The 26,013-nt window shown below is 66.7% G+C and carries 25 protein-coding genes; 9 read left to right on the top strand and 16 right to left on the bottom strand.

Annotated features, from left to right (window positions below):
* Positions 1-72: 72 nt before the first annotated feature.
* Positions 73-906 carry an alpha/beta hydrolase gene (locus ACSQ3Q_RS16705; RefSeq protein WP_436135464.1) on the bottom strand — a complete coding sequence of 278 codons (834 nt, stop codon included), beginning with the start codon at positions 904-906 and terminating at the stop codon, positions 73-75.
* Between the two features lie 135 nt (positions 907-1,041).
* Entirely contained in the window at positions 1,042-2,385 is a 1,344-nt protein-coding gene (gene gdhA, locus ACSQ3Q_RS16700; protein WP_436135463.1) for an NADP-specific glutamate dehydrogenase, read from the bottom strand.
* Between the two features lie 223 nt (positions 2,386-2,608).
* Here gdhA and ACSQ3Q_RS16695 point away from each other — a divergent pair, with 223 nt between their 5' ends.
* Complete coding sequence (locus ACSQ3Q_RS16695; protein ID WP_436135462.1) at positions 2,609-3,772, top strand: glycerophosphodiester phosphodiesterase; 1,164 nt, start codon at positions 2,609-2,611, stop codon at positions 3,770-3,772.
* A gap of 133 nt (positions 3,773-3,905) precedes the next feature.
* On the opposite strand, the gene ACSQ3Q_RS16690 is transcribed toward ACSQ3Q_RS16695, so the two are convergent.
* The 3 genes from ACSQ3Q_RS16690 to mutL all read right to left on the bottom strand — a co-directional run bounded on the left by ACSQ3Q_RS16690 (position 3,906) and on the right by mutL (position 7,888).
* A complete protein-coding gene (locus ACSQ3Q_RS16690; RefSeq protein ID WP_436135461.1) occupies positions 3,906-5,000 on the bottom strand; it encodes a phosphotransferase enzyme family protein in 1,095 nt (364 codons plus the stop codon).
* Between the two features lie 105 nt (positions 5,001-5,105).
* On the bottom strand, positions 5,106-5,792 hold the full coding sequence (locus ACSQ3Q_RS16685; protein ID WP_436135460.1) for a hypothetical protein: 687 nt from the start codon (positions 5,790-5,792) through the stop codon (positions 5,106-5,108).
* Positions 5,793-5,857: 65 nt separating this feature from the next.
* Positions 5,858-7,888 (bottom strand): DNA mismatch repair endonuclease MutL, encoded by a 2,031-nt coding sequence (gene mutL, locus ACSQ3Q_RS16680; protein WP_436137018.1) that lies wholly within the window; start codon positions 7,886-7,888, stop codon positions 5,858-5,860.
* A 156-nt stretch (positions 7,889-8,044) separates the two neighbouring features.
* On the opposite strand from mutL, the gene ACSQ3Q_RS16675 reads away from it, so the two are divergent.
* On the top strand, positions 8,045-8,695 hold the full coding sequence (locus tag ACSQ3Q_RS16675) for a DedA family protein (protein ID WP_436135459.1): 651 nt from the start codon (positions 8,045-8,047) through the stop codon (positions 8,693-8,695).
* Positions 8,696-8,824: 129 nt separating this feature from the next.
* Here the strand turns inward: ACSQ3Q_RS16675 and ACSQ3Q_RS16670 are convergent, their stop codons facing one another.
* A complete protein-coding gene (locus tag ACSQ3Q_RS16670; RefSeq protein ID WP_436135458.1) occupies positions 8,825-9,064 on the bottom strand; it encodes a glycine zipper 2TM domain-containing protein in 240 nt (79 codons plus the stop codon).
* Between the two features lie 262 nt (positions 9,065-9,326).
* Between ACSQ3Q_RS16670 and ACSQ3Q_RS16665 the strand changes: the two genes are divergently transcribed.
* The gene (locus ACSQ3Q_RS16665; RefSeq protein ID WP_436135457.1) at positions 9,327-10,892 is read left to right on the top strand and encodes a methyl-accepting chemotaxis protein; all 1,566 of its coding nucleotides are present in this window, start codon (positions 9,327-9,329) and stop codon (positions 10,890-10,892) included.
* Between the two features lie 14 nt (positions 10,893-10,906).
* On the opposite strand, the gene ACSQ3Q_RS16660 is transcribed toward ACSQ3Q_RS16665, so the two are convergent.
* The 4 genes from ACSQ3Q_RS16660 to tsaE all read right to left on the bottom strand — a co-directional run bounded on the left by ACSQ3Q_RS16660 (position 10,907) and on the right by tsaE (position 13,715).
* The gene (locus ACSQ3Q_RS16660) at positions 10,907-11,245 is read right to left on the bottom strand and encodes a cupin domain-containing protein (RefSeq protein ID WP_436135456.1); all 339 of its coding nucleotides are present in this window, start codon (positions 11,243-11,245) and stop codon (positions 10,907-10,909) included.
* A gap of 320 nt (positions 11,246-11,565) precedes the next feature.
* Positions 11,566-13,002, bottom strand: coding sequence for an N-acetylmuramoyl-L-alanine amidase (locus ACSQ3Q_RS16655; RefSeq protein WP_436135455.1), 1,437 nt, complete (start codon positions 13,000-13,002; stop codon positions 11,566-11,568).
* Positions 12,999-13,145, bottom strand: coding sequence for a hypothetical protein (locus ACSQ3Q_RS16650; RefSeq protein WP_436135454.1), 147 nt, complete (start codon positions 13,143-13,145; stop codon positions 12,999-13,001). The genes ACSQ3Q_RS16655 and ACSQ3Q_RS16650 overlap by 4 nt, the downstream gene beginning before the upstream one ends.
* A 21-nt stretch (positions 13,146-13,166) precedes the next feature.
* Positions 13,167-13,715, bottom strand: a complete 549-nt coding sequence (tsaE, locus tag ACSQ3Q_RS16645) for a tRNA (adenosine(37)-N6)-threonylcarbamoyltransferase complex ATPase subunit type 1 TsaE (protein WP_436135453.1) — start codon at positions 13,713-13,715, stop codon at positions 13,167-13,169.
* Between the two features lie 12 nt (positions 13,716-13,727).
* Here tsaE and queG point away from each other — a divergent pair, with 12 nt between their 5' ends.
* On the top strand, positions 13,728-14,774 hold the full coding sequence (gene queG / locus ACSQ3Q_RS16640; protein WP_436135452.1) for a tRNA epoxyqueuosine(34) reductase QueG: 1,047 nt from the start codon (positions 13,728-13,730) through the stop codon (positions 14,772-14,774).
* A 106-nt stretch (positions 14,775-14,880) separates the two neighbouring features.
* Here queG and ACSQ3Q_RS16635 read toward each other — a convergent pair whose 3' ends face one another.
* The 3 genes from ACSQ3Q_RS16635 to ACSQ3Q_RS16625 all read right to left on the bottom strand — a co-directional run bounded on the left by ACSQ3Q_RS16635 (position 14,881) and on the right by ACSQ3Q_RS16625 (position 17,249).
* Positions 14,881-15,561: a GDSL-type esterase/lipase family protein gene (locus tag ACSQ3Q_RS16635; RefSeq protein WP_436135451.1), complete on the bottom strand. Its 681-nt coding sequence runs from the start codon at positions 15,559-15,561 to the stop codon at positions 14,881-14,883.
* Positions 15,562-15,722: 161 nt separating this feature from the next.
* Positions 15,723-16,205 (bottom strand): hypothetical protein, encoded by a 483-nt coding sequence (locus ACSQ3Q_RS16630; protein ID WP_436135450.1) that lies wholly within the window; start codon positions 16,203-16,205, stop codon positions 15,723-15,725.
* Between the two features lie 138 nt (positions 16,206-16,343).
* The gene (locus ACSQ3Q_RS16625; protein ID WP_436135449.1) at positions 16,344-17,249 is read right to left on the bottom strand and encodes an AEC family transporter; all 906 of its coding nucleotides are present in this window, start codon (positions 17,247-17,249) and stop codon (positions 16,344-16,346) included.
* 171 nt (positions 17,250-17,420) lie between these two features.
* Here ACSQ3Q_RS16625 and ACSQ3Q_RS16620 point away from each other — a divergent pair, with 171 nt between their 5' ends.
* From ACSQ3Q_RS16620 to ACSQ3Q_RS16610, 3 genes are all read left to right on the top strand, one after another.
* The gene (locus tag ACSQ3Q_RS16620) at positions 17,421-18,386 is read left to right on the top strand and encodes a tripartite tricarboxylate transporter substrate binding protein BugE (protein ID WP_436135448.1); all 966 of its coding nucleotides are present in this window, start codon (positions 17,421-17,423) and stop codon (positions 18,384-18,386) included.
* A 94-nt stretch (positions 18,387-18,480) separates the two neighbouring features.
* Entirely contained in the window at positions 18,481-19,380 is a 900-nt protein-coding gene (gene xerD / locus ACSQ3Q_RS16615; protein WP_436135447.1) for a site-specific tyrosine recombinase XerD, read from the top strand.
* Positions 19,381-19,452: 72 nt separating this feature from the next.
* Positions 19,453-20,442, top strand: a complete 990-nt coding sequence (locus ACSQ3Q_RS16610; RefSeq protein WP_436135446.1) for a Bug family tripartite tricarboxylate transporter substrate binding protein — start codon at positions 19,453-19,455, stop codon at positions 20,440-20,442.
* A 101-nt stretch (positions 20,443-20,543) separates the two neighbouring features.
* On the opposite strand, the gene ACSQ3Q_RS16605 is transcribed toward ACSQ3Q_RS16610, so the two are convergent.
* The 3 genes from ACSQ3Q_RS16605 to ACSQ3Q_RS16595 form a co-directional block, all read right to left on the bottom strand.
* Positions 20,544-21,824: an EAL and HDOD domain-containing protein gene (locus tag ACSQ3Q_RS16605; protein ID WP_436135445.1), complete on the bottom strand. Its 1,281-nt coding sequence runs from the start codon at positions 21,822-21,824 to the stop codon at positions 20,544-20,546.
* Between the two features lie 109 nt (positions 21,825-21,933).
* On the bottom strand, positions 21,934-23,199 hold the full coding sequence (locus ACSQ3Q_RS16600) for an EAL and HDOD domain-containing protein (protein ID WP_436135444.1): 1,266 nt from the start codon (positions 23,197-23,199) through the stop codon (positions 21,934-21,936).
* A gap of 95 nt (positions 23,200-23,294) precedes the next feature.
* A complete protein-coding gene (locus ACSQ3Q_RS16595; RefSeq protein WP_436135443.1) occupies positions 23,295-24,098 on the bottom strand; it encodes a ferritin-like domain-containing protein in 804 nt (267 codons plus the stop codon).
* 92 nt (positions 24,099-24,190) lie between these two features.
* Here ACSQ3Q_RS16595 and ACSQ3Q_RS16590 point away from each other — a divergent pair, with 92 nt between their 5' ends.
* Both ACSQ3Q_RS16590 and ACSQ3Q_RS16585 read left to right on the top strand, forming a co-directional pair.
* Positions 24,191-24,715: a gamma carbonic anhydrase family protein gene (locus ACSQ3Q_RS16590; protein WP_436135442.1), complete on the top strand. Its 525-nt coding sequence runs from the start codon at positions 24,191-24,193 to the stop codon at positions 24,713-24,715.
* Positions 24,716-24,754: 39 nt separating this feature from the next.
* Complete coding sequence (locus ACSQ3Q_RS16585; protein WP_436135441.1) at positions 24,755-25,747, top strand: Hsp33 family molecular chaperone HslO; 993 nt, start codon at positions 24,755-24,757, stop codon at positions 25,745-25,747.
* Positions 25,748-26,013 lie beyond the last annotated feature (266 nt).

Here is a 26,013-nt window from a genome sequence, read left to right as displayed (position 1 = left end):
TCCTGCGGAGGGGGAGCTGCGCCGGGCCGCGGTGTGCGCATGACCGCGGGCCAAGCATGAGCCGCAGTGGGTTTACTTGAGCTTGAACAGCGAGGCCATCGCTTCGCGGTACATGCTTTGGCCCACCGAGTTGGTGCTGTGGTGCGAACCGCCTTCCACCAGCAGGAACTGCTTGGGCTCCTGCGCGGCTTCGTACAGTTTGCGGCCCAGGGTGGGCAGGATCAGGCTGTCCTCGCTGCCGTGCACGACCAGCAGCGGCGAGCCGATCTCGGACACCTTGCGCACCGATTCAAAACGCTGGGTGATGAGGGCCGACACCGGCAGCCAGCCCCATTTGAAGGTGCTGACCACCTCAGGGATGCTGGTGAAAGTGCCTTCGACGATGGTGCCCTGCTCGTCCTGCACCTGGCGCGCCAGATCGATCGCGATGGCGCCCCCCAGCGAGTGGCCGAAGATGTACCGGGGCTTGTGCGGCTGCTGCTGTGCGAGCCAGTCCCACGCGGCGCGGGCATCTTCTGCCGCCGTGGTTTCAGAAGGCAGGCCGGCGCTGCTGCGGCCAAAACCGCGGTAGTCGATGGCCAGCACCGAAAAGCCCAGCTCCTGCATGCGCCGGATGCGGCCCGAGGATCCCGACACGTTCCAGCGGGCGCCGTGCAAGTACAGCAGCACGGGGGCGTCGGCGCGTTCATGGGGCAGCCACAGCCCGTGCAGGCGTTCGGCCTTGCCGCTGTCGCGGGACTCAAAGTTGATCCACACGTCTTCCATATCGGCAGTGGACTGGGCACCGCCCCAGCTGCGGTCGCTGGGCTGGAAGATCCACTCGCGCTGCTTGGCGTCCAGGGTGGCGCAGCCTGCCGAAACGGCAATGGCCAACGCCAGCGAGATCAGGAGGGGAGTGCGTTTCATGAGAAGGACTGAGTGCCATCGTGTCGGAAAGTTCTGACAAGGCAAGCAGGGTTTGTGCCCATCTCCTGGGAGAGGCCGGCAGATGGCCGGCAACTCCCCGCCTTTTCACCGCTTAGGTGTTCAGCTGCAATCGCGTCAGACCACGCCCTGGGCCAGCATCGCGTCGGCCACCTTCACAAAGCCTGCAATGTTGGCGCCATCCACATAACTCACCCGGCCATCGGCGTGTTTGCCGTAGCGCAGGCAGGCCGCGTGGATACCTTGCATGATCTGCAGCAGGCGGGCATCCACCTCTTCGCGCGGCCAGGACAGGCGCGCAGCGTTCTGGCTCATCTCCAGGCCCGAGGTGGCCACGCCACCCGCGTTGCTGGCCTTTCCCGGGGCGTAGAGCACGCCCGCGGCTTCAAATGCCTTGGCGGCATCGATGGTGGAAGGCATGTTGGCGCCTTCCGCCACGCAGATGACGCCGTTCTGGATCAGCACCGCAGCGTCTTTCGCATCCAGCTCGTTCTGGGTGGCGCAGGGCAGGGCCACATCCACGGGCACATGCCAGGGGCGTGCGCCGGCTTCGAACTTCACGCCGGTGCGCTTTGCGTAGTCGCTCACCCGGCCGTAGTGGTGGTTCTTCACATCCATCAGGATGGCGAGCTTTTCGGCCGTGAAGCCTTCTTCGTCGATGACCGTGCCGCTGGAGTCGGACACAGTGATCACCTTTGCGCCCAGCTGCAGCGCCTTCTCGACCGCGTACTGCGCCACGTTGCCTGAGCCGGAGACGGACACGCGCAGGCCGTCGAAAGAGCGGCCTTTTTGCTTGAGCATCTCCTGCGCAAAGTACACGGTGCCGTAGCCCGTGGCTTCAGGGCGGATCAGCGAGCCGCCGAACGACAGGCCCTTGCCGGTGAACACGCAGTCCGCCCGGTTCGAGAGCTTTTTCAACATGCCCGCCATGTAGCCCACCTCACGGCCGCCCACGCCAATGTCGCCTGCCGGCACGTCGGTGTCGGCGCCCACATGACGGAACAATTCGGAGACAAAAGCCTGGCAAAAGCGCATCACTTCGCCAGGGCTCTTGCCCTTGGGGTCAAAGTCCGAGCCACCCTTGCCGCCGCCCATGGGCAGCGTCGTCAGCGCGTTCTTGAAGGTCTGCTCGAACGCCAGGAACTTGAGCACCGACAAATTCACCGAGGGGTGAAAGCGCAGGCCGCCCTTGTAGGGGCCAATCGCCATGCTGTGCTGGATGCGGTAGCCGCGGTTGACCTGCACCGTGCCGTGGTCGTCCACCCACGAAACGCGGAAGATGATGATGCGTTCGGGCTCGACCAAGCGTTCGAGCAGGCCGTGCTCGGCATACCGGGGATGTTGCGCAATAAACGGCCACAGGCTCTCCATCACTTCGGTGACCGCCTGCAGGAATTCGGGCTGCCCCGGATTGCGCTGGGCCACGTGAGAAAGGAAGCTGCCTGCGGACTCGTATTTCATGTTCAAAAGCTTTCTGTAACAAAAAAGCAGGCAATGGCGCGCTGCAACATCGAATTATGTTCAAAAGTTATATGACTATGCACAATGGTGGGGAATGTGGCGAGGGAGTTGCCACGTTTTGGTGCATGCGGGCGGCCGTCACCGGTTTGCCATAGGGACGTCACGTCCGTGTCACACGGTAAGACCACAGTTCGGCGGTTCTAAACACAACGAGGAGAAGAGCATGGACATTTCTGGTGCGAAGTTGGGTGCGCTGGCCCTGGTGGCCACGCTGGCAGCTTGTGGTGGCAACGACGACAACCCCTATCCCACCTTGAACGGTGACAAGCCTCTGGTGGTGGGCCACCGTGGCGCGGCGGGCTACCTGCCGGACCACACGCTCGAGGGTTACAAGCGCGCCATCGAAATGGGCGCTGATTTCATCGAACCTGATCTGGTCGCCACCAAGGACGGTGTGCTGATTGCCCGCCACGAGCCCAACATCACCGGCACCACCGATGTGTCCACGCGCGCTGAATTTGCCAGCCGCAAGACCAAGAAAATGGTGGACGGCGTCGAAGAAGAAGGCTGGTTTGTCTCTGACTTCACCCTGGCCGAGATCAAGACTCTGCGCGCCATCCAGCCCCTGTCCGACCGCGACCAGTCGCACAACGGCAAGTACCAGATCCCCACGCTCGAAGAAGTGCTGGACCTCGCCAAGAGCGAAGGCACCAAGGCGGGCCGCACGGTGGGGGTCTACCCCGAGACCAAGCACCCCACCTTCCACACTCGGCTGGGACTGCCGCTCGAAGACCGCCTGCTGACCACGCTGGCCAAGTACGGCTACACGACCAAGAGTTCGCCAGTCATCGTGCAGTCGTTTGAAGTGTCGAACCTCAAGTACCTGCGCACCAAGACCCAGATCCGCCTGGTGCAACTGGTGGATGGCAACGATGTGAACCCCGACGGCAGCATGGACCTGACCGCTCCCTACGACAAGCCGTATGACTTTGCCGTGGCCGGCGATGCGCGCACCTTTGCCAGCCTTCTCACCCCCGCGGGCCTGAAGGAAGTCAAGACCTACGCCGACGGTATCGGCCCGTGGAAGCCGTACCTCATTCCTTCGAAGCAGGTGGATGCCAACAAGGACGGCAAGGCCGACGACCTCAACGGCGACGGCAAGATCGACGAACGCGACCGCGTGATGATGCCTGCGACCGATGTGGTCAAGAACGCCCATGCCGCCGGCCTGGTGGTGCACCCCTACACCTTCCGCAACGAAGCCAAGCGTCTGGCGTCGGACTTCAAGGGCGACCCCAAGGCCGAGTACAAGCTGTTCTACGAACTGGGCGTGGACGGCGTGTTCAGCGACTTCCCGGACACGGCCAAGGCAGCGCGGGACAACTGATCGGCCCGCGCACCAAAGCGCCTTGCGGCCAGGCCTCGCGCCTGCTGACCAAGAAAAAAGCCCGCGGTTGCGGGCTTATTTCATTGCTGGCCAAGCCGCTTAAGCCACCTGGTCACCTGGTGGGCCACGCAACTCAATGCGCTGGCGCGACGGGCACCGCCGGCGCCGCGGCTACCAGCTCGTCGGCGCGCGGCAGTTCCATCCAGGCCAGCATCAGCGGCACCTGCTTGCGCAGCCAGTGGGTCGGCATGGCCTGCGTGCCCCACACCGGGATGCGCCCCGCGTATTCGCCGATCACCCAGAAGTGCCGCAGCGCCAGGCACGGTGCAATGGCGACCAGATCGGCTGCGGGCACGGGGCGCACGCTGGTGTAACCGGCAAGGTAGCGCGTCCAGCGTTCCAGCACGGGTGCCGACAGCGGGGTCTCCAGGCTTCGCGGCAGCAAGACCCACAGGTACACGCTGAGGTCGTAGGCCAGCAGGCCCGGGCCCGCGTCATCGAAATCGAAGAACGCCGCCACCCTGCGGCCCTCCGATCCCGCGCCTCCTTGAGATCCCGTTGGCCCATCTGCTCCGTCCGTCATGAAGTTGTTGCTCCCATGGCAGTCGCCATGGCAATGCACGCGGGTGAGGCCGGGCAGCGCGGCGAAACGCGTCCGCAGCGCACCGGCCAGGGCCGAAAACTCGCGCCCCAGGGCTTCGTCCACCGTGGGCGCGGTGAGCAGGCGTTGAAGCGACGCGTCGAGCAGCAGGGGAAGGTCGAGCGTGTAAAGGCTGTCGGGGCCCTCATAGCCCTGTGCTGCGCCATGCAACTGCGCCAGCCCGCGGCCGGTGGCTTCGAGATCGACCAGCGATTCGCCGGGCGGATCGCCCGGAAGGAACTCGAACAGCAGCAGCGCGCGGGCGCCTTCGGGCAAGGCCACCGCCACGCTGAACGTCCCATCCGCAGCGGGCAACGGCGCCGCCACCGGAATGCCACTAGCCCGCAGGTGCGTAAGCAGGGCGGTTTCGTAGGCGATATTGGGCTCGCCGCGCGGCCGCTCGGCGCACAGGCGCGCAATCGCGTGCAGCCCGCTGGCAAAACGCAGCTCGTACACCTGGTTGAAGCCGCGGCGCAGCAGCACGCAGTGCACCACGGGGCCGAGCGTCCAGCCCGCCATCACCGCCTGCGCGATGGCGTTGCCCGTGGGGGTGGTCTGGGCAATGGATTGGGCGTCAAGGGCGATCATGGGCAGGGTCCGTGCGGCAGGGCGGCCGATTCTGCCGATAAACCAATGCGCTGTGCCTTAACGGCAGCCAAAGACGGGTCTGCGCAAGCCCGCCCGGCCCGCCGGTCAGAAGCCCAGTGCGAAACCCACGCTCAGCAAGGTGCGGCCCTGCTGCCGGCCCACCGTGGCATCGATCTGGCGGCCGGGCGCCCATTCGTAGCGCGCGCCAGCCTGGAAGGTGGGCCCGCTGTGCTGAACCCCAAAGGCCTCCACATGCGGAGTGATGGCGCCCCAGCTGCGCTCCAGCGAGACGCCCCAGGTCGCGCGCCAGGGCTGGGCGCGCTCCCGCAGCGCGCCCAGGTTGGCATTGGCCACGCCCCAGGGTGCCGCGCAGGTGCCAATCAGGTTGAGCGCCACCGCGCTGCCCCCGCTGTGGCCCTGGGCCTGCCGGCGGTGGGTGACGCCCGCAGTGCTGGCGGCGTTGCAGCCGTCGGTTTCTGCGGGGCTCCACAGCCATTTGGCCTGCACGCCCTGCAGTGTGTGGCGCTCGCCCACGTCGCGGGCCAGCAACGCGCCCAGCTCCAGGCCGTCGATGGGGGTGAACGCAGGCGCTGCGTAGAAGGTGCCGCGTTGCCCGCGCAAGCCCTCCCACCAGACCTCGACATGGCCGTGGCCGACCTCGTCCACGCCGGCATCGTCCACAGCGAGGGGGCGCCCGGCGTGGGCAGAAGGCTGCGCCGCGCACAGCGCAGCGATCAAGGCGGCCGCGAGAGGGAGGCGACGAAGGTGCCGGCGGGGCGGTGTGGAGTGCATTGGCTGGAGGGCGTCTGGCTATGCGGAAGAACAAAGAAGCTGAGGAGATGCAGCGCTGCGGGCCGCTACCTGCCGCGCAGGAACAGCGCGTCCAGTTCCTTCATGCTGAGTTGCCGCCATGTGGGGCGGCCATGGTTGCACTGGTCCGACCGGTCGGTGGTCTCCATCTGGCGCAGCAGCCCGTTCATCTCGTCGATGGTGAGGCGGCGGTTGGCGCGCACCGCGCCGTGGCAGGCCATGGTGCCCAGGATCTCGTTGCGCGCGCGCTGCACCACGGTGCTGGCATCGTGCGCCGCCAATTCGGCCAGCACGCTGCGCGCCAGCTCCACTGGGTCGCCCTGCGCCAGCGTGGTGGGCACGGCGCGCACGGCCAGCGTCTTGGGGGAGAAGGGCACCACCTCCAGGCCCAGCATCTCCAGCACCTCGGTGGAGCCTTCGGCCGTGGCCACTTCTTCGGCCGTGGCCGCAAACGTGGCGGGGATCAAGAGCGGCTGGCTGGCAATGCGCGCGCCGCCGTCCACCTGGGATTTGAGGCGCTCGTACACGATGCGTTCGTGGGCCGCATGCATGTCCACGACGATCATCCCCTGGGCGTTTTCGGCCAGGATGTACACGCCGTGCAGCTGCGCCACTGCGCGCCCTAAGGGCCAGGTGGCGCCGTTGTCATCACGGGCTGCAGGTGCGTTCGCACCAGCGGTTGGTCGATCAATTTCAGCGGCCAGCGGGTTGGCGCTGAGCGCAGCGGTGGGCGACAAAAAGGACGTCGTCGCGCCTGAGCCCAGGCCCTGCGATGAACCCGTCACCCCAGCCCCGGGCTCTGCGAACCCGCCATGGCCCGCTGCGGCGCCCAGCGGTGCGCCGTCCTTGCGCGGCCCCCACAGCGCCTGCAGGTCCGCCACATGGTGGCCCCGCTCTTCAAATTTCATAGCAGACTGTGCTTGCCAGATCTGCGCTGGAGCCTGTTTTGGATTGAAATCAGCAGCGCCACCGGCCTCCCCATCGGTGCCCCCGGCGGCTGCGGCCTTGGCGGCGGCAGCCAGCGCTGCAGCACGGGGCGCGGCCAGCGCGTTTTCGACCGCGTGGCGCACGGCCTGGTGCACCTCGCGGCTGTCGCGAAAGCGCACCTCGATCTTGGTGGGGTGCACGTTCACATCCACACGTGCCGGGTCGATCTCTACGTACAGCGCGTACACGGGCTGCTTGTGTCCGTGCAGCACATCTTCGTAGGCGCTGCGTGCGGCATGGGTCAGCACCTTGTCGCGCACAAAGCGGCCGTTGACATAGCAATACTGGTGGTCGGCGCGCGAGCGGGCGGCATCGGGCAGGCCGGCGCGGCCGGTGACGACCACCGGGCCCACGCGGTGCTGCACGGCGACAGACTGCGCGACAAAGTCTTCGCCCAGCACATCCGACAGGCGGCGCGCCAGCGCGTCCTGGAGGCCGTGGGCGGTGGCCTGGCCCGGCACGAAGGTCGCGCGCCACTGTTCCACCAGCTTGCCTTCGTGCCAGATGGCAAAGCCCACATCGGGCCGCGCCAGCGCGTGGCGGCGCACGGACTCAATGCAGTGCGCGAGTTCTGTCGCGTCGGTCTTCAGGAACTTGCGGCGCGCGGGGGTGGAAAAGAACAGCTCCTTCACTTCCACCGTCGTGCCCGTGCTGCGTGCGGCAGGGCGCAGTTCGCCGCTGCGTGCATCCAGCAAAAACGCGCTGGCCTGTGCAGCCGGGCGCGAGAGCAGCGCCATCTCAGACACCGAAGCAATGGCCGCTAGCGCCTCGCCCCTAAAGCCCATGGTGGCCACGGTTTCCAGATCGGTCAGGCTCGTGATCTTGCTGGTGGCGTGGCGGCGCAGCGCCACCGGCAGTTCTGCCTGCGGAATGCCGCCCCCGTCGTCTTCCACCGTGATCAGGCGGACACCCCCCGCCGACAGCCGCACGGTGATCTGCGTGGCGCCGGCATCGAGCGCGTTGTCCACCAGCTCGCGCACCACCGAGGCGGGGCGCTCCACCACTTCGCCCGCCGCGATCTGGCTGATGAGCTCGTCGGGCAGGTCGCGGATGGGGCGGCGGACGGGGGCGGCAACCGGGGTGGCTGCCACAGCGGATGCGGGCTGCACCACGGCGAGAGGGGGGGTGGGTTCGTTCACCCGCCAGATTTTAGGGGGCAGGTCGCGCAGGGGCTTTGGGTGGGGGACTCCCGGTGCTGGGGATAATGCCCGCTGCCTTTTTTACCACCGGCTCCGGGCCGGACTCCCATGGAACTTGTCACCTTTCTCATCGACTTCATCCTGCACGTGGACAAGTACCTCGAGGCGTTCGTGCAGAACTACGGCGCGTGGGTGTATGCGCTGCTGTTCTTGATCGTGTTCGTGGAAACCGGTGTGGTGGTCATGCCGTTTTTGCCCGGCGATTCGCTCTTGTTCATCGTGGGCGCGCTGTGCGGCGCCGGGATGATGAACCTGCCGCTGGCCTGCACGGTGCTGGTGCTGGCGGCCATCCTGGGCGACCAGTGCAATTACTCGATCGGGCGGTACTTTGGCCCCAAGGTGTTCCAGTGGGAAGACTCGCGCTGGTTCAATCGCCGCGCCTTCAACCAGGCGCACGATTTTTACGAGCGCTACGGCGGCGTCACCATCATCCTGGCGCGCTTCATGCCGTTTATCCGCACGTTTGCGCCCTTTGTGGCCGGCGTGGCCGAGATGAGCCGTACCAAGTTCACCGCCTTCAATGTGGGCGGCGCGCTGCTCTGGGTGCTGGGCATCTGCACCGCGGGCTACTTCTTCGGCAACTTTGCCTGGGTCAAGGAAAACCTGGACAAGATCATCTGGGCGATGATTTTTATCCCCGGCCTGATCGCCATCTTTGGCGCCTGGCGCGCTGGGCGGCAAGCGCGCACAGCGGCCTGATTGGTTGCTATCAAAAAAATAGCTGCCTGCGCTTGTGTATAAAGCGCAGGCAGCCAATTTTGTGCCTAAATTCGCACTGGGCCGGGTGACAGAGCCGGGGCTGGGCCCGCGGCTTCGTCAGCCCAGGACTCAGCGGCGATAGCCGCGGCGTTGGTCGCGGTCTTCGCCAATTTCGTGGCCGACCAATGCGCCGGCGGCTGCACCGCCGATGGTGCCCACAGGGCCACCAAAGATGGCATTGCCGGCGACACCGCCCACCACAGCGCCGACACCGGTGCCGACCTGGGCGTTCGTAGGATTCGAGGCGCAACCGCCCAGTGCCAGGGCTGCGGTACAAGTGGTCGCGAGAAGGATGTGACGGAGTTTCATGGCTAGAGTCCTTTAAGTGGATCAGGCCTTGTTGCCGGCAGCGGGTGCGTCCGGCTCGACCTGTGACTTGACTATCTCGCGGGCGCCCCGTGCACAGCGTAGGCAGGGGAGGCTGCCGCCTGTAGGACGCCTGACCTCGCCCGCGCCCGATTTGGGCCATCTGACACGCGTATGCACTAGGGTTAACAAGGCTTTGGCAGTGTTGCCAACCGCCAGGCAGCGGCAGATCATTTCCGCATACAAGCGGGCAGGAGGAGAAGCGATGGCACAAACATCACAGCAGGGCGGGCTACAGCTCACGGTGGCACAGCAGATCAGCTTGATCGTGGGGGTGGCGGTGCTGGCGCTGGTGCTCATCCTCGCGCTGAGCCTGGTGCGCGTGCAGCACCTGGGCAGCACGGTGGACCGGCTGGCCACCGAGCAGGTCGAGCGGCTGCAATTGGCGCTGCGCTGGCGCAGCAACATCGCCGTCAACGCCACGCGGGTGTTTGCCGTGGTGCAGTCCGAGGGCGACGACCTGCAGAACTATTTCAAGGACGTGATGGCTGCCACCACGGCCGACACCAGCAAGGTGCAAAAGCGCTACACGGAGCTCGAGCACAGCCCCGAGGGCCTGCGCATCCAGGAAGAGCTGGCCACCATCCGCAAGCCCTACCTCGAGGTGCGCGACAAGGCCCTGGCGCTCAAAAAGGCCGGCGACATGGCGCAGGCCAAGTCCTATGCACTGGGCAGCTTTGCCCCGGTGGTCGACCAGTACAACGCCGTGGCCGACAAGATGGTGAGCTACCAGGTGCAGCGCTCGGCCGATCAGGCGGCCGAAGCGGCGGGGCTGATCCAGTCGTACCGCACCACGGTGCTGGTGGCGGGCGTTGCGGGGCTGGCGCTGCTGGTGCTGATGTCGTGGGTGGTGGTGCGGCGCATCCGCCGCTCGCTGGCCGAGGTGGCCACCGTGGCCCAGCGCATTGGCGAGGGTGATCTGTCGCAGCCCGTGCAGGCCCAGGGGCGCGGCGAGGTGGCGCAGATGCTGCGCGCCATGGAGGTCATGCAGTCATCGCTGGTGCGCATCGTGGGGGACGTGCGCCACAGCAGCGACTCCATTGCCACCGGCTCCAGCGAGATCGCTGCCGGCAACGCCGACCTGAGCCAGCGCACCGAGGAGCAGGCCAGCAACCTGGAGGAAACCGCGGCGTCGATGGAGCAGATCACCAGCACCGTGAAGAACAACGCCGACACCGCCCAGCGTGCCGCGGTGCTTGCCGGCACGGCATCGGCCGCGGCAGTCAAGGGTGGCGAGGTGGTGGGGCAGGTCGTGGCCACCATGCAGGACATCTCGGCTGCCTCGCGCAAGATCACCGACATCATTGCGGTGATCGATGGCATAGCGTTTCAGACCAACATCCTCGCGCTAAACGCGGCCGTGGAGGCCGCACGCGCCGGTGAGCAGGGGCGGGGCTTTGCCGTAGTGGCCAGCGAGGTGCGCAGCCTGGCCGGGCGCAGCGCCGACGCCGCCAAGGAGATCAAGGCGCTGATCAACGCCAGCGTGACCAAGGTGGAAGACGGCACGCAACTGGTCGGCCATGCGGGCCAGAGCATGGACGACATCGTTGCGCAGGTACAGCGCGTGAGCGACCTCATCGCCGAGATCTCCAGCGCCACGGGCGAGCAGACCATCGGCATCAGCCAGGTGGGCGAAGCCGTGACGCAACTCGATCAGGTCACGCAGCAGAACGCCGCACTGGTGGAGCAAAGCGCCGCTGCGGCCGAGAGCCTCAAGCACCAGGCCGCGCGGCTGGCCGAGGTGGTGAGCGTGTTCCGGCTCGCGCCTTGATCGACTAAAAGCCTTTAGCGCTCGCCAGGCTGCAGGCACAGCGTGACCAGCAGCGACGCTGGCTGCACGGCCTTGAGCGCATGCAGCATGCGCGGCGCCAGGTGCACGAAGTCGCCAGCGTGGAGCTGCTGCACGGCGCCTTCGTTCATGAACTCCACCACGCCCTCGATGCATTGCACGGTGGCTTCGCCGGGGGTCTGGTGTTCTTTCATGGATTTGCCCACGGGCAGCACCACGCGCATGACTTCGAGCTGGCCGGCCTTGAGGATGGCGGTGGTCATGGCCTCGGGAAGGCGGTCGCCCAAGGGGCGCACGCTGACGATCTGGCCGGACTGGGCATGGGGCAGTGCCATGGTGTTCTCCTTGCGTTCCCCAGGGGCTTGCGGGCCTGTGTGGCGCCGCGAATTGCGCGTGGGGGTGTGGTCGATGAAGCCTACTTTGCCTGCACTTGGCAGTGTGCGCAAGGCGGGGAGTCCTACGGATTCGGGCTCGGTCATCCGATCCGATGGAGGTTGTCGGGAGCCGGCGGGAAAGCCTGGGCCCGGCGCGGCCCTTCGACAGGCTCAGCGTGATGGGGCTTGTGTTTTCGACGGCGACTTGATGCCAGTGACTGGGCGGCCCTTTAGTCCTCTGGAGGCTTTGCGGCCCGCCTGCAGCCCCAGCCCTGCGCAGCTCACACCGAGCGGCTGCGCGCCAGCGGCGGGTTCTTGGCGAAATAGCGCGTGATACCGCGCATCAGCGCATCCGCCAGCTGTTCCTGGTAGGCGCTGCTTTTAAGGCGCTGCTCTTCCTCGGGGTTGCTGATGAAGGCGGTTTCCACCAACACGCTCGGGATGTCAGGGGCTTTGAGCACCGCAAAGCCCGCCTGCTCCACGCGCGGCTTGTGCAGCTTGGCCATGCCGCCGATCTCGCCCAGCAGCACGCTGCCGAGTTTCAAGCTGTCGTTGATCTGCGCGGTGGTGCTCATGTCCAGCAGCGCGCGCTGCACGTGCTGGTCCTTGCTTTGCACGTTGATGCCGCCCACCAGGTCGGCTTGGTTTTCCTTGTTGGCCAGCCAGCGTGCGGCCGTGCTGGACGCGCCCCCCTGGCTCAGCGCGAACACGCTGGCGCCGCGCGCGGCCGGGGTGGTGAAGGCATCGGCGTGGATCGAGACGAAGAGGTCGGCCTGCACGCGCCGGGCCTTTTGCACGCGCGTGCCCAGCGGCACAAAGTAGTCGCCGTCGCGTGTGAGGTAGGCCCGCATCGGGTTGCCGCCCACGGTGGTGGCGTTGATGCGGTCGCGCAGCAGGTGCGCCACGCGCAGCACGACGTCTTTTTCGCGCGTGCCGGCCGGGCCAATGGCGCCGGGGTCTTCGCCGCCATGGCCGGGGTCGAGCGCCACGATGATGATGCGGTCGGTCTGGGTCGATGTGGCGCGGTTGCCGCTGCGTGGGGGCTCGGCGGGCGCGGGTGTTGGGGCTGCCGCAACGACGGGCGGCGGGGCTTGCGCGGGGGCCGGCGCGGGCGTGGGGCGCTGGCTGCGCTGCGCGATCAGCTCGCCCAGCGGGTCGTGCTCGGCCGGCGCTGCGGGGGCGGGGCGCGCGGTGGTGGCAGCGCCTGGTTTGCCGGGTGTGGCGGACGCAGTGGGCGCGTCGCGCAGGCGCTCGGCAATCAGTGCCTCGAGCGGGTCCACGGGTGCGGCGGGATACAGGTCAAACACCAGCCGGTGCTGGTAGGCCGCCACGGGCGGCAGCGTGAAGACCTGGGGCATGGCGGCCTGTTTCAGGTCCACCACCAGGCGCACCACACCGGGCGCGTTCTGCCCCACGCGGATGCCGGCGATGTTCGGGTCGTCGGGCTTGACCTTGGCCACCAGCTCGCGCAGCTCGGGGCTCAGGTCGATGCCTTCGATGTCCACGGCCAGGCGCGGCGGCGTGGTCACAAAAAACTGCTTGGCCACCAGCGCGCCATCGGATTCGATGGTCACGCGCGAATATTCGGGGGCCGGCCACACGCGCACGGCCAGGATGGTCGCGCCGCGGGCGATCTGCTGTGTGCCCAGCAGCAGCACCAGACTGCCGGCTTGCAGCACGGCGCGGCGGGATGGGGCTTTGGGGGCGTTGTCGCTCATGGGCAGATGCGGCGCGTGGAGCCGCTGGCGACGGGGGCTGTGCACCAGCACACGTGGTGGTGCAAGGCAACGACACGGCGCAGGCCCGTGCGGGCAGGGTTCACGTCGCTGCGGCCGTGTGGGGTGGCGGGACGGGCGTGCATGTCGGGTTCGTTCACGGCGTCTCAGAGCCCCTGCAGCATCTGGCGGCCGTCGGCGGTATGGGCGTGCACCGTGATGGTCCTTGTCGTGTCGTCAATTGCTTCAATGTGTATAGCAAGGTCCGCAGGCGGGGTCAGCGCTGCAGCCTTCTCTGGCCATTCTGCCAGCTTGAGCCCGGGGTTGGCAAAAATGTCCCTGAAGCCAGCGTCCTCCCATTCGCGCGGGTCGTCAAAGCGGTAGAAGTCAAAGTGCCACACCATGGGGTGTGGCGCCAGGCCCGGGGCATCGTGCGGCTCCACCACGGCATAGGTGGGGCTCTTGATGCGGCCCTGCACGCCCAGCGCGCGCAGCAGGTGGCGCACCAGCGTGGTCTTGCCTGCGCCCAGGTCGCCGTGCAGCGTCACGAAGGCGTTGGCCAACTGCGGTTGCGCGGCCAGGCGGCCTGCAAACGCGGCGGTGTCGTCCTCGCTGCGCCAGGTGAAGTGGCGGGCGGGCTCGATGGGCTCGATGGGCTCGGCGGGGGCCGGGCCCCCGCTTTCTACAATCTGGCCGGTATGTGGTGCAACAGTCAACTCGTTCCTCAAATGCAGGAGTGGGCCCGCGAACTGGGATTTTCCCAAATCGGCGTGGCGGGGGTGGACTTGTCCGCTGCAGAGCCCGGGCTTTCGGCTTGGCTGGCGCAAGGATTCCATGGCGAGATGCATTACATGGCATCGCATGGTTTGAAGCGTGCGCGCCCGGCAGAGCTGGTGCCCGGCACCGTGAGCGTGATCACGGCGCGCATGGATTATTTGCCACGCAGCATGGGGCAGGGTGCGCCCCAGGAGGGCTGGCAGGCCTTTGAACTGGGCCGGCTGGCGCGGCCCCATGAGGGCATCGTGTCGGTCTACGCCCGGGGGCGCGACTACCACAAGGTGCTGCGCGCGCGGCTGCAGAAGCTGAGCGACCGCATCGCCGAGGCCATCGGCCCGTTCGGCCACCGAGTGTTCACCGATTCGGCCCCGGTGCTCGAGGCCGAGCTGGCCGCACGCAGCGGCCAGGGCTGGCGCGGCAAGCACACGCTGGTGCTCAACCGCGAGGCCGGCTCGATGTTCTTTTTGGGCGAGATCTATGTCGACATGGCACTTCCGCCCAGCGAGCCCGTGACCGCGCACTGCGGCAGCTGCAGCGCCTGCATCGACATCTGCCCCACGCAGGCCATCATCGCGCCGCACCGGGTGGATGCGCGCCGTTGCATCTCGTACCTGACCATCGAGCACGCGGGCCCGATCCCGCTGGAGCTGCGGCCGCTGCTCGGCAACCGCATCTACGGCTGCGACGACTGCCAGCTCATCTGTCCCTGGAACAAGTTCGCGCAGGTCAGCCGGCTGCCGGATTTTGATGAGCGCAAAGGGTTGTCGGGCCAGCAGCTGGTGCACCTGTTCGCGTGGGACGAGGCCACCTTCTTGCGCATGACCGAGGGCGGCCCCATCCGCCGCATCGGGCACGAGCGCTGGCTGCGCAATGTGGCGGTGGCGCTGGGCAATACGCTGCGGTCCACCGCGGATGAGGCCGTGCGCGCCGCGCTGCAGGCGCGCGCCGAGGACCCGAGCCCGCTGGTGCGCGAACACGTGGCGTGGGCTTTGGGCTGAGGTGATGGCGATAAATTTGAATGAAAATGGCGCCCAGCGCTTGATCCATAAGCGCTTATAGCTATAAAAATAGTAGCAAATCGGGGTCTCGCCGGTTTTGCGGCTTTCAACCCGCCAGTAGCCCGCTGGCCTTGAGCGTCTCTACCAGCCCCTGCGCAAACCGCTCATAGCCCTTCGCATTCGCGTGGATCTGGTCGGACCGCAGGCTTGCATCCGCCAGCACGCTGGACCAGCCTTTGCGGTGCAGAGGAATCTTGAGCTCGCTGGCAATCTCTTCGTACATCGCGTGGTCGCTCAGCAGGCCGGCCGAGGCCGCCAGAAAAGACAGCTCGGGTACGGCCACCAGCAGCACCTGGGCGCCGCTCGCGCGGGCGTCGGTACAGATGCGCACGATGTTGGCGCGGGTGGTGCTGGCGCTTTGGCGGCGCAGAAAATCGTTGCCGCCGATGCCCACGATCACCAGCGCGGGCTGGTGTTTTTGCAGCAGGGCAGGCAACCGCTCCAGCGCCTGGGCCGAGGTGTCGCCCGACACGCCGCCATTGACCACCTTCCAGCCCGAGAGCTTCTGCAGCACGGCGGGGTAGGCCGTGTCGGCCGACGCGCCCACGCCCGAGGTCAGTGAGTCGCCCAGGGCGAGGACGGTGGCATCGGGCGGCACGGATTGCGCGCGGGGGGCTTTGCGGCCGCAGGCGGCCAGCGGTAGCAGCAGGGCGCTGGCAAGGCCTGCAAAAAGGGCCTGCCTGCGTGCGATCGAAAAGGTGGGGGCGGTAGGGCAGGGTCCGGGCATGACGGGGTATGGCAGTGCGGAGCGCTCAGCGCGCCTTCACCACGGGCTGCGACGGCAACCAAAACCGTGCACGCCGCTGATCCGTGGTGAAGATGCGTTGCGAACGAGAACGGCATCATGCCAAAGCCCCGGTCGTCGCTGTGCCAGCGCCGCGCAGCGCCTTACCGGCGCGGTGGATCGTTTTTGGCATCCGGGTCGCTCGGCCCGTTGCGGTTGGACAGTCCCGCACCCGGTGCTTTGCCTACCTCGCCCTGGTCGCCCGTGTTGTGGGGCGGGGTGTCCCAGGTGCCGCCCGTGCGGCGGTTGTCGCCGCGCGGATGATCCTCGCTGGCGTCGTCGAAATTGAGCTGTTCGGAGGTAGTAGGCGGGGTGTCGGCGGCGCCCCGGTCGCCTTCGTTGAGCGCGCTGGGTGCGACCTCGCCGCCTTGCCTGCGGCCCCCGGTGTCCGCCGCTACGCCCTGGGTGCCAGCTTTGGCTGTCTGCGCGGGGTCCGTGTCGGGCACAAGCTTTTGGCCCTGCTCGTCCGACGGGCCCTTGCCGCGGGCGTTGCTCTGACCATCGGTCGCGTACTGTTCCACATCGGGCGAGGGGCGGTCCTTGTCGACATGGGGCTTGCCGTCGCGTGATTCTTCCTGGTTGGGCATGTGCATCTCCTGGTGAGGTGCCGACCACGGTGGTCAGCGGATGCATTCATGCTGGGGAGGTGGCGGTGCCGGGCTTGTCGGTGTGGCGCGGGCACCAGCGTAGGAAGGGGCGCACCCGGCCCATGCCATGCCAGCCAACTACCGCAAGAAACCCAGCGCAAAGGGCAGGCTCAGCATGCCCAGCAGGGTGGACAGGGTGACGAGGCCCGCCACATACGGCCCGTTGTAGCCCATGCGCGCGGCCAGCACATAGCAGGTGGATGCCGTGGGCAGGGCCGAGAACGCGAGCAGCATGGTGGTCTGCACCGCATTGAGTCCAAAAAGCTGCGCCATGCCAAATGCCAGCAGCGGCTGCACCAGGTGCCGGATGGACAGCACCGCCACGCTCAGGGCCTTGCCCCGCGCGAGCAAGCCAAACTGCAGCCCAGCCCCTGCGGCCATAAGCCCGAGCGCCAGCGATGCCGCGCTGATGCGGCCCACGGTGGGCGCGGCCCAGTCGGGGATCTTGAACCCGAGGAGATTGGCTACCAGCCCCGACAGCGTGGCCACGATCAGCGGGTTGCGTGCCAGCTCGCGCACAAAGCTGTGCTGCCCGTTGCGCGCCATGGGCCACACGGCAGCCACGTTGAAAAGGGGTACGCACACGCCAATCAGCACCGCGATCATCAGCAGCCCCTCGGCACCCGCCAGCCGCTCGGCAATCGCCAGGCCAATGAAGGAGTTAAAACGGAACGCCACCTGCGCGCTGGCTGCGTGGTCGCGCGCGTCGATGTGCTTGCCCACCCACGGCCAGTGCGGCAGGCTGTAGGCGAGCGCAATGCCGATGAGGCCCGACAGCAGCCCGGCGCCAATCAGGCCCGATGCGGCGCCGATGTCCACCGGGCTTTTGACGATGGACTGGAACAGCAGAACGGGAAAGAGCAGGTAGTACACCAGGCTCTCCACCGGCTGCCACACTGACCGGTTGAGGGCGGTGTACCGGCAGATAAGGTAGCCGCACAGGATGAGGGAGAAGTCGGGGAGCAGGAGCTGGGCGTAGTTCACGGTTTGAGAATACTTGATGGTGCTGGCCCTGCTGTTCTGGGGGGCGCTGAGACGCTTTGCGCAGCCCGCTCTTGGGGTTAGCCCTTATGTGGAATCCGCAGGCTGGCAGGGGCGGCATTGCGCATACCATCTGCGCTGTCTGTCTGTCCTCACGTTCGAAGGAGAACTCAAATGCATCGTCGTCAATGGTTCGCGCTGACCGTACTGGCCGCCGCCGCCGGATCGGCCGCCGCCCAGGGCTATCCCAACAAGGTGATCAAGCTGCAGGTGCCGTTTGCCCCGGGTGGCACCACCGACATCATTGCGCGCGTGATCGCCGACCCGCTGGGCAAGGCGCTGGGCCAAAGCGTGATCGTGGAGAACAAGGCCGGTGGCGGTGGTGTGGTGGGTGCGTCCGAAACGGCCCGCTCGGCACCCGACGGCTACACGCTGGGCATCGCGACCGTGTCCACCACGGCGGCGAACCCTGCCATCAACCCCAAGACGCCGTACAACCCGCTGACGGACTTCACGCCCATCATCAACATCGCGGCCACGCCCAACATCATTGCGGTGAACCCCAGCTTCCCGGCCAAGGACTACAAGTCGTTTGTGGCCGAGCTCAAGAAGTCGCCGGGCAAATATTCGTATTCGTCCTCCGGCACGGGTGGCATCGGCCACCTGCAGATGGAGCTGTACAAGAACCTGTCGGGCACCTTCGTCACGCACATCCCCTATCGCGGCGCGGGCCCTGCGCTCAACGACACCGTGGCCGGCCAGGTGCCGATGATTTTTGACAACCTGCCCTCGGCCCTGCCTTTCATCAAGGACAACCGATTGGTGCCCATCGTGGTGGCTGCGCCCCAGCGCCTGGCGGCCCTGCCCAACGTGCCTACCTTCAAGGAAATGGGCCTGGAGCCAGTGAACCGCATGGCCTACTACGGCATCGTCGGACCCAAGGGCTTGCCGAAGGAAGTGGTCGACAAGGTCAACGCCGCCGTGCGCAAGGCGCTGGAAGACCCGGCCGTCAAGAAGCGCATCGAAGACACCGGCTCCATCGTGCTGGGCAACACGCCCGAGCAGTTTGCCGAGCAGATCAAGGCCGAGTTTGCCGTGTACAAGGATGTGGTCGTCAAGCAAAAGCTGACGTTGGAATAAGCAGGGCGCAGGCCCTTGCCCCCGCGCAGAAGCCGCCCCGCCAACGGGCGGCTTTTTTTCGTGCCTGACACGGCATACGTGCTATCGTTTTTGGATGCTTGCCCCCAGCCTGAACGCGATTGATGCCTTTGTGGATGCCCTGTGGCTGGAGGACGGCCTTTCGCGCAACACGCTGGCTGCCTACCGGCGCGACCTCACGCTGTATTCGCAATGGCTGGCCGCCCAGCAGCCTGCCCTGGCGCTCGACGACACGGCCGAGCAGCACCTGAACGGCTACTTCGCCGCCCGGCATGCGCAGACCCGCGCCACCTCGGCCAACCGGCGGCTCACGGTGCTTCGGCGCTACTTTCACTGGGCACTGCGGGAGCGGCGCATCACCGCCGACCCCACCGTGCGCCTGATGGCCGCCCGCCAGCCGCTGCGCGTGCCCAAGACCCTGTCGCAGGCCCAGGTGGAGGCGCTGCTCAACGCGCCCGACCTGGGCAACCCGCTGGGCGTGCGCGACCGCACCATGCTGGAGTTGATGTACGCCAGCGGCTTGCGCGTGACGGAGCTGGTCACGCTCAAGACCTTTCAGATGGGCTTGAACGAGGGCGTGCTGCGGGTGATGGGCAAGGGTGGCAAGGAGCGGCTGGTACCGTTTGGTGAAGTGGCGCGCATGTGGCTCGAACGTTACCTTGAAGAAGCGCGGGGCGCCATCCTCGGCGGGCAGCAGACGGACGACCTTTTCGTGACGCAGCGCGGTAGCGGCATGACACGCGCGATGTTCTGGGTCATCGTCAAGAAATGGGCGGCCGTTGCGGGCATCACCGTGCCGCTGTCGCCGCACACGTTGCGCCATGCGTTTGCCACGCACCTGCTCAACCACGGCGCTGACCTGCGCGTGGTGCAGCTGCTGCTGGGCCACGCCGATATCTCGACGACGACGATCTACACCCACGTGGCGCGTGAGCGGCTCAAGGTGCTGCATTCGCAGCACCATCCGCGCGGCTGACGTTGCGCATGTCCGCGCGTCGCGCCGCAGTTCCGATTTTTTTGCCTCTCCCCCGACATTAGGAAACTTCGCATGACGACCCACCTGCCACCGCTGTCCAGACGCCTCGTCCTTTCGGCGGCCGCCCTCGCGCTCGCGCCTGCCGTGGCTTTTGCCCAGGCCTGGCCCACAGCCAAGCCGGTCCGCATCATCGTGGCCTACCCTGCGGGCGGCGTGAGCGACAACGTGGCCCGCGCTTTGGCCGACAAGCTGGCGGTGCAGCTGGGCACGCCAGTGGTCATCGAGAACAAGGCCGGGGCCAGTGGCAGCATCGGCGTAGATGCCGTGGCCAAGGCGGCGCCCGATGGCTACACGCTCGGCTTTGCCGCCATCAGCCCGCTGGCGTTGAATCCGTACCTGGGCAAGTCGCCGTTTGACCCCATCAAGGACATTGCCCCGGTGGTGAGCGTTATGTACTCGCCCGTGCTGCTGTTGGGCACGCCTGCGAGCAAGGCGGGCGATTTTGCTGCGCTGTTGGCCAACGCCAAGGCCCACCCGGGCCAGGTGCGCTGGGCGACGTCAGGGCTCGCATCGCTCGGTCACATCATGCTCGAGCAGATTGCGGTCAAGAGCCAGGTGCAGATCACGCATGTGCCCTACAAGGGCGGTGGCCAGCAGATGAACGACGCGCTGGGCGGCCAGTTCGAGGTGCTGTCGACCAACGCCGGGCCCGCCGTGCTGCAGCACATCCAGGCGGGCAAGCTCAAGCCCCTGGCGGTGGGTGCGCCCGCGCGGCTGGACTCGCTGCCGCAGGTGCCCACGCTGGCAGAACTGGGTCAGCCCGCGGCCAACCTGTCGTCGCTGTTTGGCATCTATGCGCCAGCGCAAACGCCAGCCGCCGTGGTGGCGCGCCTGAATGCCGAGGTGAACAAGGCGCTGGCCCTGCCCGACATCCGTGCCAAGCTCGATGCCACCGACAACGTGCCCACGGGCGGCACGGCCGCAGAGTTTGCGCGGCAGATCGCACAGGAATCGGAAAACAACGCGCGCATCGTCCGCGCCGCGGGCATCCAGGGAAATTGACACCCCCAAAGCAAAAGGCCCTGGATGACCAGGGCCTGTGCGTTTTTGGTGCCAGGGAAGTCAGGGCGGCGCGCGCTGTCGGCACGCCCGGACCCGCATCGTCAGTCGTCGGTGAGGCTTTCAGCCCAGGTCAATGCCTGCAAGTGGGCCCAGTTGACCTGGCGGTTGGACAGGTGCAGGGCCTCGGCCGCCTTGGCAAAAGCCACTTCGTCGCCGCTTTCGCAAGCCTTGGTGAGTTCGAGAAACGGGGCAAACACGCCGGTGCCGCGCAGCAGCGCGTCCATCACCGACTCGGGCAGCGCCACGGACTCGAGGGCCTTTTCAATCGGGACGCCCAGCATGCTGTCGAGCAGCGAGAACACACCCACCACAAAGGCGTTGTCGCAATCCTCGGGCTGCAGCAGTTCAGCGGCCAAAAGCTCCATCAGCCGGCCGCGCACGACGGCAGTTTGGCCCACGGCTGGCGGCACCCCCCCCATGCGGGACGTGGTCATGAGCAGCGCTGCCCAGCGGAAGAGCTTCTTGAGGCCGAGGATCATCACCGCGTGGCGGAAGGACGTGATCTCGCACGACAGGCCAAAGCCTGAAGAGTTGATGAAGCGCAACAGGTTGAAGGACAGCGTGGGGTCCTTCTTGAGCAGGTCTTCGATTTCGGCCGTGGTGGCCTGTTTGCGCACCAGGTTGAGCAACTGGATGATGGTGGCCTGCGCAGGCCGGATGGTGGTGGCCTTGACCAATGAGGGCTTGGCAAACCAGAAGCCCTGAAACAGCTTGACGCCCAGGCCGCGCATCAGTTCGTACTGTTCGGCGGTCTCCACCTTTTCGGCCACCAGCGTGGCCTTGCTGTGCATTGTCGAGAACTTCACCAGCGGCCCCGCCAGCTCGGGCTTGAAGGCCATCATGTCGAGCTTGATGAACGCGGCCAGCGGCAGCCAGCTGGTGTAGGCGCGCTTGAGGGCCTGCTGGTCGAACGCCAGGCGGAACCCGCGCGTGCGCAGGGCTTCGAGGGTCGGCAGACGGCCTTCGATCTCTTCGACCGTGGCGCCTTCGGGCAGGGGTGGGACTTCGAGCACCACTTTTTCGGGGTGGATCAGCTCCAGGTGGCCGCCCGAAAGGCTGTCGTGCGTGCAGTTGATGAACACCGTCTTCTTGCCCACCAGCGCTTCGGTACCTGCATAAGACAGGGCATTGAACAGCAGGGCGGCATCGCTGGCAGCGGTGTGTGCGTCGGAGGCTGTGGAACGGTCGAACAGCTCGTAGCCATAGACGGTACGGCTCTCGTCCACGATGGCCTGGCGGGCGATGATGGCGATGTTCTCGTCGACAGGCTCCACGGCGGCAGAAACAGCTTCCGGGGCGTCTTGGTCAGGTGTGCTCGACATGGGTTCGCTGTGGTAATTGGCTCGGGGTTGAGATGATTCTAGACCGGGGAGTCGCAGCCGCACACCAATGCTTTGCGCGCCAGGCGCTACGCATGCAGCGCCGGGCCGCTCATTCGGTGAGCTGGTCGCCCCATGCCAGTGCCTGCAGGTGAGCAAAGTTGATCTGCTGGCTGGTGAGGTGCAGCAAGCCGGCCGTGCGGTCAAAGGCCGCGTCGTCACTGGATTCGCAGGCCTCGGCCAGGGTGAGAAGGTCGCCGAGGAAACCCTCGCGGCGCAGCAGCGCTGCCGCCACCGGCTCGGGCACGTTGAGCAGGCCGAGCGCGGATTCCATGGGCATGGACAGCATCACGTCCAGCAGCGAGAAGATGCCGACCACGAAGGCCTGGTCGGCCTCCTCGGGCGGCAGGGTTTCCAGCGCCAGCAACTCCATCAGCCGCCCGCGCACCACGGCCGTCTGGCCCACGGACGACGGTGTGCCGCCGGCCCGCGCAGCCGTGAGCAGCAGCGCCGCCCAGCGGAACAGCCGCTTGAGCCCCATCAGCATCACGGCCTGGCGGAAGGACGTGATTTCGCGCGTGAGGCCAAACCCTGCCGAATTGATCAGGCGCATGAGGTTGAAGGCCAGGCCCGCATCCTTCTTCAAGGTCTCTTCGATGTCGTCGGTGCTGGCCTGCCTGCGCACCTGGTTGATCAGCTCGATGATGCTGGACTGCGACGGTGTGAGCAGCTTGGCCTCGACCAGCGCAGGGCGCGCAAACCAGTAGCCCTGGAACATCTGCACGCCCTGGCTGGACACCATGTCGTACTGCTGGGCGGTCTCGACTTTTTCGGCGATCAGCTCGGCCTGGGAGTTGCGCCCGGCGTAGCTGATGAGCACCGCCAGCTGGTCGGGGGCGAGCACCGAAAGGTCCAGTTTGATGTAGTCCGCCAGCGGCAGCCAGGGCGCATAGGCCGACTGCAGCACCGTGTGGTTGAACGCCAGGTGAAAACCCCGGTCGCGCAGCCCCGCCAGAATGGGCATGCGCGTGGCGACTTCTTCGGCCGCAGTGTGGCCCAGCGGAGGGATCTCCAGCACCACCTTGTCGGGTTCCAGCAGCTCCAGGTGGCCGCCCGAGAGGCTCTCGTGCGTGCAATTGACGAAGATCAGCTTCTTGCCCACCAGCTCTTCGGTGCCCGCGTGCGAAAGCGCGGTAAAGACCAGGATCACGTCGGTTGCGGCCGTGTGCCCGGCGCCGGTGCGCGAGCGGTTGAACAGCTCGTAGCCCACCACCACCTGCTGCGCGTTCACGATGGCTTGCCGCGCAATCATGGCGACCGAGGATTGGCCGCCGGGCGGTGGTGCGAGGGGAGTGCCAGGGGCAGAGAGTGAAGTCATGGATCAGAGGTTGGGGTGGGTGCGGTGCTGCTCGTGCAGCAGCCACAGGCGCCGCGGATTGTAGGAGCCATGGTATGCCAGCGTGGGGTGGTGGGTCACACCTGCTGCAGCCACTGCAGTTCCGCATCGGTAAAACCCGCGCGCCGGCGCGCGGCTTCGTTGAAAGGCGGCTTCAGGCGCGGCGCCTCGTACTGCTTGACCAGGGTACCGTAGTGGCTCTCCGGGTCCAGCCCGGCGCGGTTGCACAGCCAGCGGTACCAGTGGTTGCCGATGGCCACGTGGCCCACTTCGTCGCGCAAGATGATGTCAAGGATGTCCACGGCGGCCAGCGCGTCGGGCGTGCCCACCTGGCGCAGCTTGGCCTGGATCTGCGGCGTCGCGTCCAGCCCCCGGGCCTCGAGGGTGCGCGGCACCAGGGCCATGCGGGCGAGGACGTCGTGGCTGGTCTTCTCGCACATGGTCCACAAGCCCTGGTGCGCAGGAAAGTCGCCATAGTCGTGCCCGTGGCTGCGCAGGTGGTCTCTCAGCAGCCTGAAATGGCGCGCCTCTTCGGCGGCAACCAGCATCCAGTCAAGGTAGTACTCGCGGGGCATGCCTGCAAACCGCCAGACGGCGTCGAGTGCCAGGTTGATGGCGTTGAACTCGATGTGGGCAATGGCATGGATGAGGACCGCGCGCCCCTCGGCGGTGGCGGGCGAGCGGCGGGCCACGTCGCTGTGGCGCAGCAGCGCCGGGCGCTCGGGGCGGCCGGGCAGGGCGCGGGCGTCCGGCGGGGCTGTGGGGGTCTGCTCTGCTATCGAAAGAGTAGCTGCTTGCGCATACAGATCAAGCGCTGCGGCCGCTTTTTGTTCGGGGTCTGCGAGGCGCAAAACCTGCAGTGCACTGTGGCGAAGCTCCATCCTTACAATTCTAGGCCTTGCCGTCCGGAACACTGCGCACGCTTTGTAACCATCAGCGGCCTGGTCCCGATCCCCCTTTCTGGAGTGTTTGCATGGCGATTTACGAACTCGACGGCGTGGCTCCGCAGCTGGCAGCCTCGGCCTGGGTGGCCGAAGGTGCCCAGGTCATGGGCAATGTCGTTCTTGGCGAGGACACCAGCGTGTGGTTTGGCACCGTGGTGCGGGGCGACACCGAAAGCATCACCATTGGCGCCGGCTCCAACATCCAGGACGCGAGCGTGCTGCACGCCGACATCGGCCAACCCCTGGTCATCGGCGAGCGCGTGACGGTGGGCCACCAGGTCATGCTGCATGGCTGCACGATTGGGGACGAATCGTTGATCGGCATCGGGGCCATCGTGCTCAACGGCGCCCGGATCGGCAAAAACTGCCTGGTGGGCGCAGGCGCCCTGGTCACTGAGGGCAAGGAGTTTCCCGACGGCTCCATGATCATCGGCAGCCCCGCCAAGGCGGTGCGGCAGCTCACCCCCGAGCAGATCGAGGGCCTGCGCCAAAGCGCCCAGCACTACATCGACAACGCGCGCCGCTTCCAACGCGGCCTGCACAAAATCGGCTAAGCACTGCTGCCGTCCGATTCATTTCCTGGAACCCCTTGCGTGTCTGAACTCCACAAGTTTCTTTTCGACGGCCTGCCCGTGCGCGGCATGATCGTGCGCCTGACCGATGCCTGGACCGAAATCCTGCGCCGGCGTGCCGGCAACACCAGCACCGGCGCCTACCCCACGCCCGTGAGCGAACTGCTGGGCGAGATGGCCGCCGCGGGCGTGCTCATGCAGTCCAACATCAAGTTCAACGGCGCGCTGGTGCTGCAGGTGTTTGGCGACGGCCCGGTCAAGCTCTCGGTGGTCGAGGTGCAGTCGGACCTGAGCTTTCGTGCCACCGCCACCGTCAACGGCGAGGTGCCCGAGGGCGCGCGCCTGAGCCAGATGGTGAACGTGGGCGGCGGCGGGCGTTGCGCCATCACGCTCGACCCCAAGGACCGCCACCCTGGCCAGCAGCCCTACCAGGGCGTGGTGCCCCTGCACGGCGACCGGCACGAGAAGCTTGAGCGCCTGTCCGACGTGCTGCAGCACTACATGCTGCAGTCCGAGCAGCTCGACACCATCCTGGTGCTGGGCGCCAACGAACAGGTCGCCGCGGGCCTGCTGATCCAGCGCATGCCGATCAAGGGCGAGGGCAACCTGGCCTCCAGCCTCACGCACCGCGAGAACGAAGACCAGATCGGCCACAACGAGGACTACAACCGCATCGCGCACCTGGCGTCGAGCCTGACGCGCGAAGAGCTGCTGAGCCTGGACGTGGACACCATCCTGCGCCGCCTGTTCTGGGAAGAAAAGCTGCTGCGCTTTGAGCCCCAGGTCGGCCCCACCGGCCCGCGCTTTGCCTGCACCTGCAGCCGCGAGCGTGTGACCAACATGCTGCGCAACCTGGGCGCAGAAGAGGCCGAGAGCATCCTGGCCGAGCGCGAAGACATCGAGGTGGGTTGCGAGTTCTGCGGGCAGCAGTACCGCTTTGATGCGGTGGATGCGGCGCAAATTTTTGTACCGCCGACCGTCAGCCAGCTGCCAGGGCCCAGCGGGATTCAGTAGGGCCTGTAGGCCCCGTAGAGCCATGAGCAGGCTTGCCGTCTTGTGGCGTCATCGCTCTGCTGCCCTGCTGCGTGAACGGCGCACTGTGCGGACGTGTCGCGCGCTGGCGGCGGCTGACCATCGTTGACAATCGCTCGCCGCCCGCGCCCCTAAGATCGACGCTCTTCACACCGCAGCCCGATGACGGTGCCTGCCGCGCCCCTTGCGGCGCTGCGCATTGCAGGCTGTGCATGCTCCGCAGACTGCCAGAGCGATCCCACCAGAGG

This window comes from Acidovorax sp. LjRoot129, from assembly GCF_964253765.1.
In the GTDB taxonomy this organism is placed as follows: domain Bacteria; phylum Pseudomonadota; class Gammaproteobacteria; order Burkholderiales; family Burkholderiaceae_C; genus Acidovorax.
Note: the sequence above shows the minus strand (reverse complement) of the source record. Positions and strands in the feature narration are given on the sequence as shown.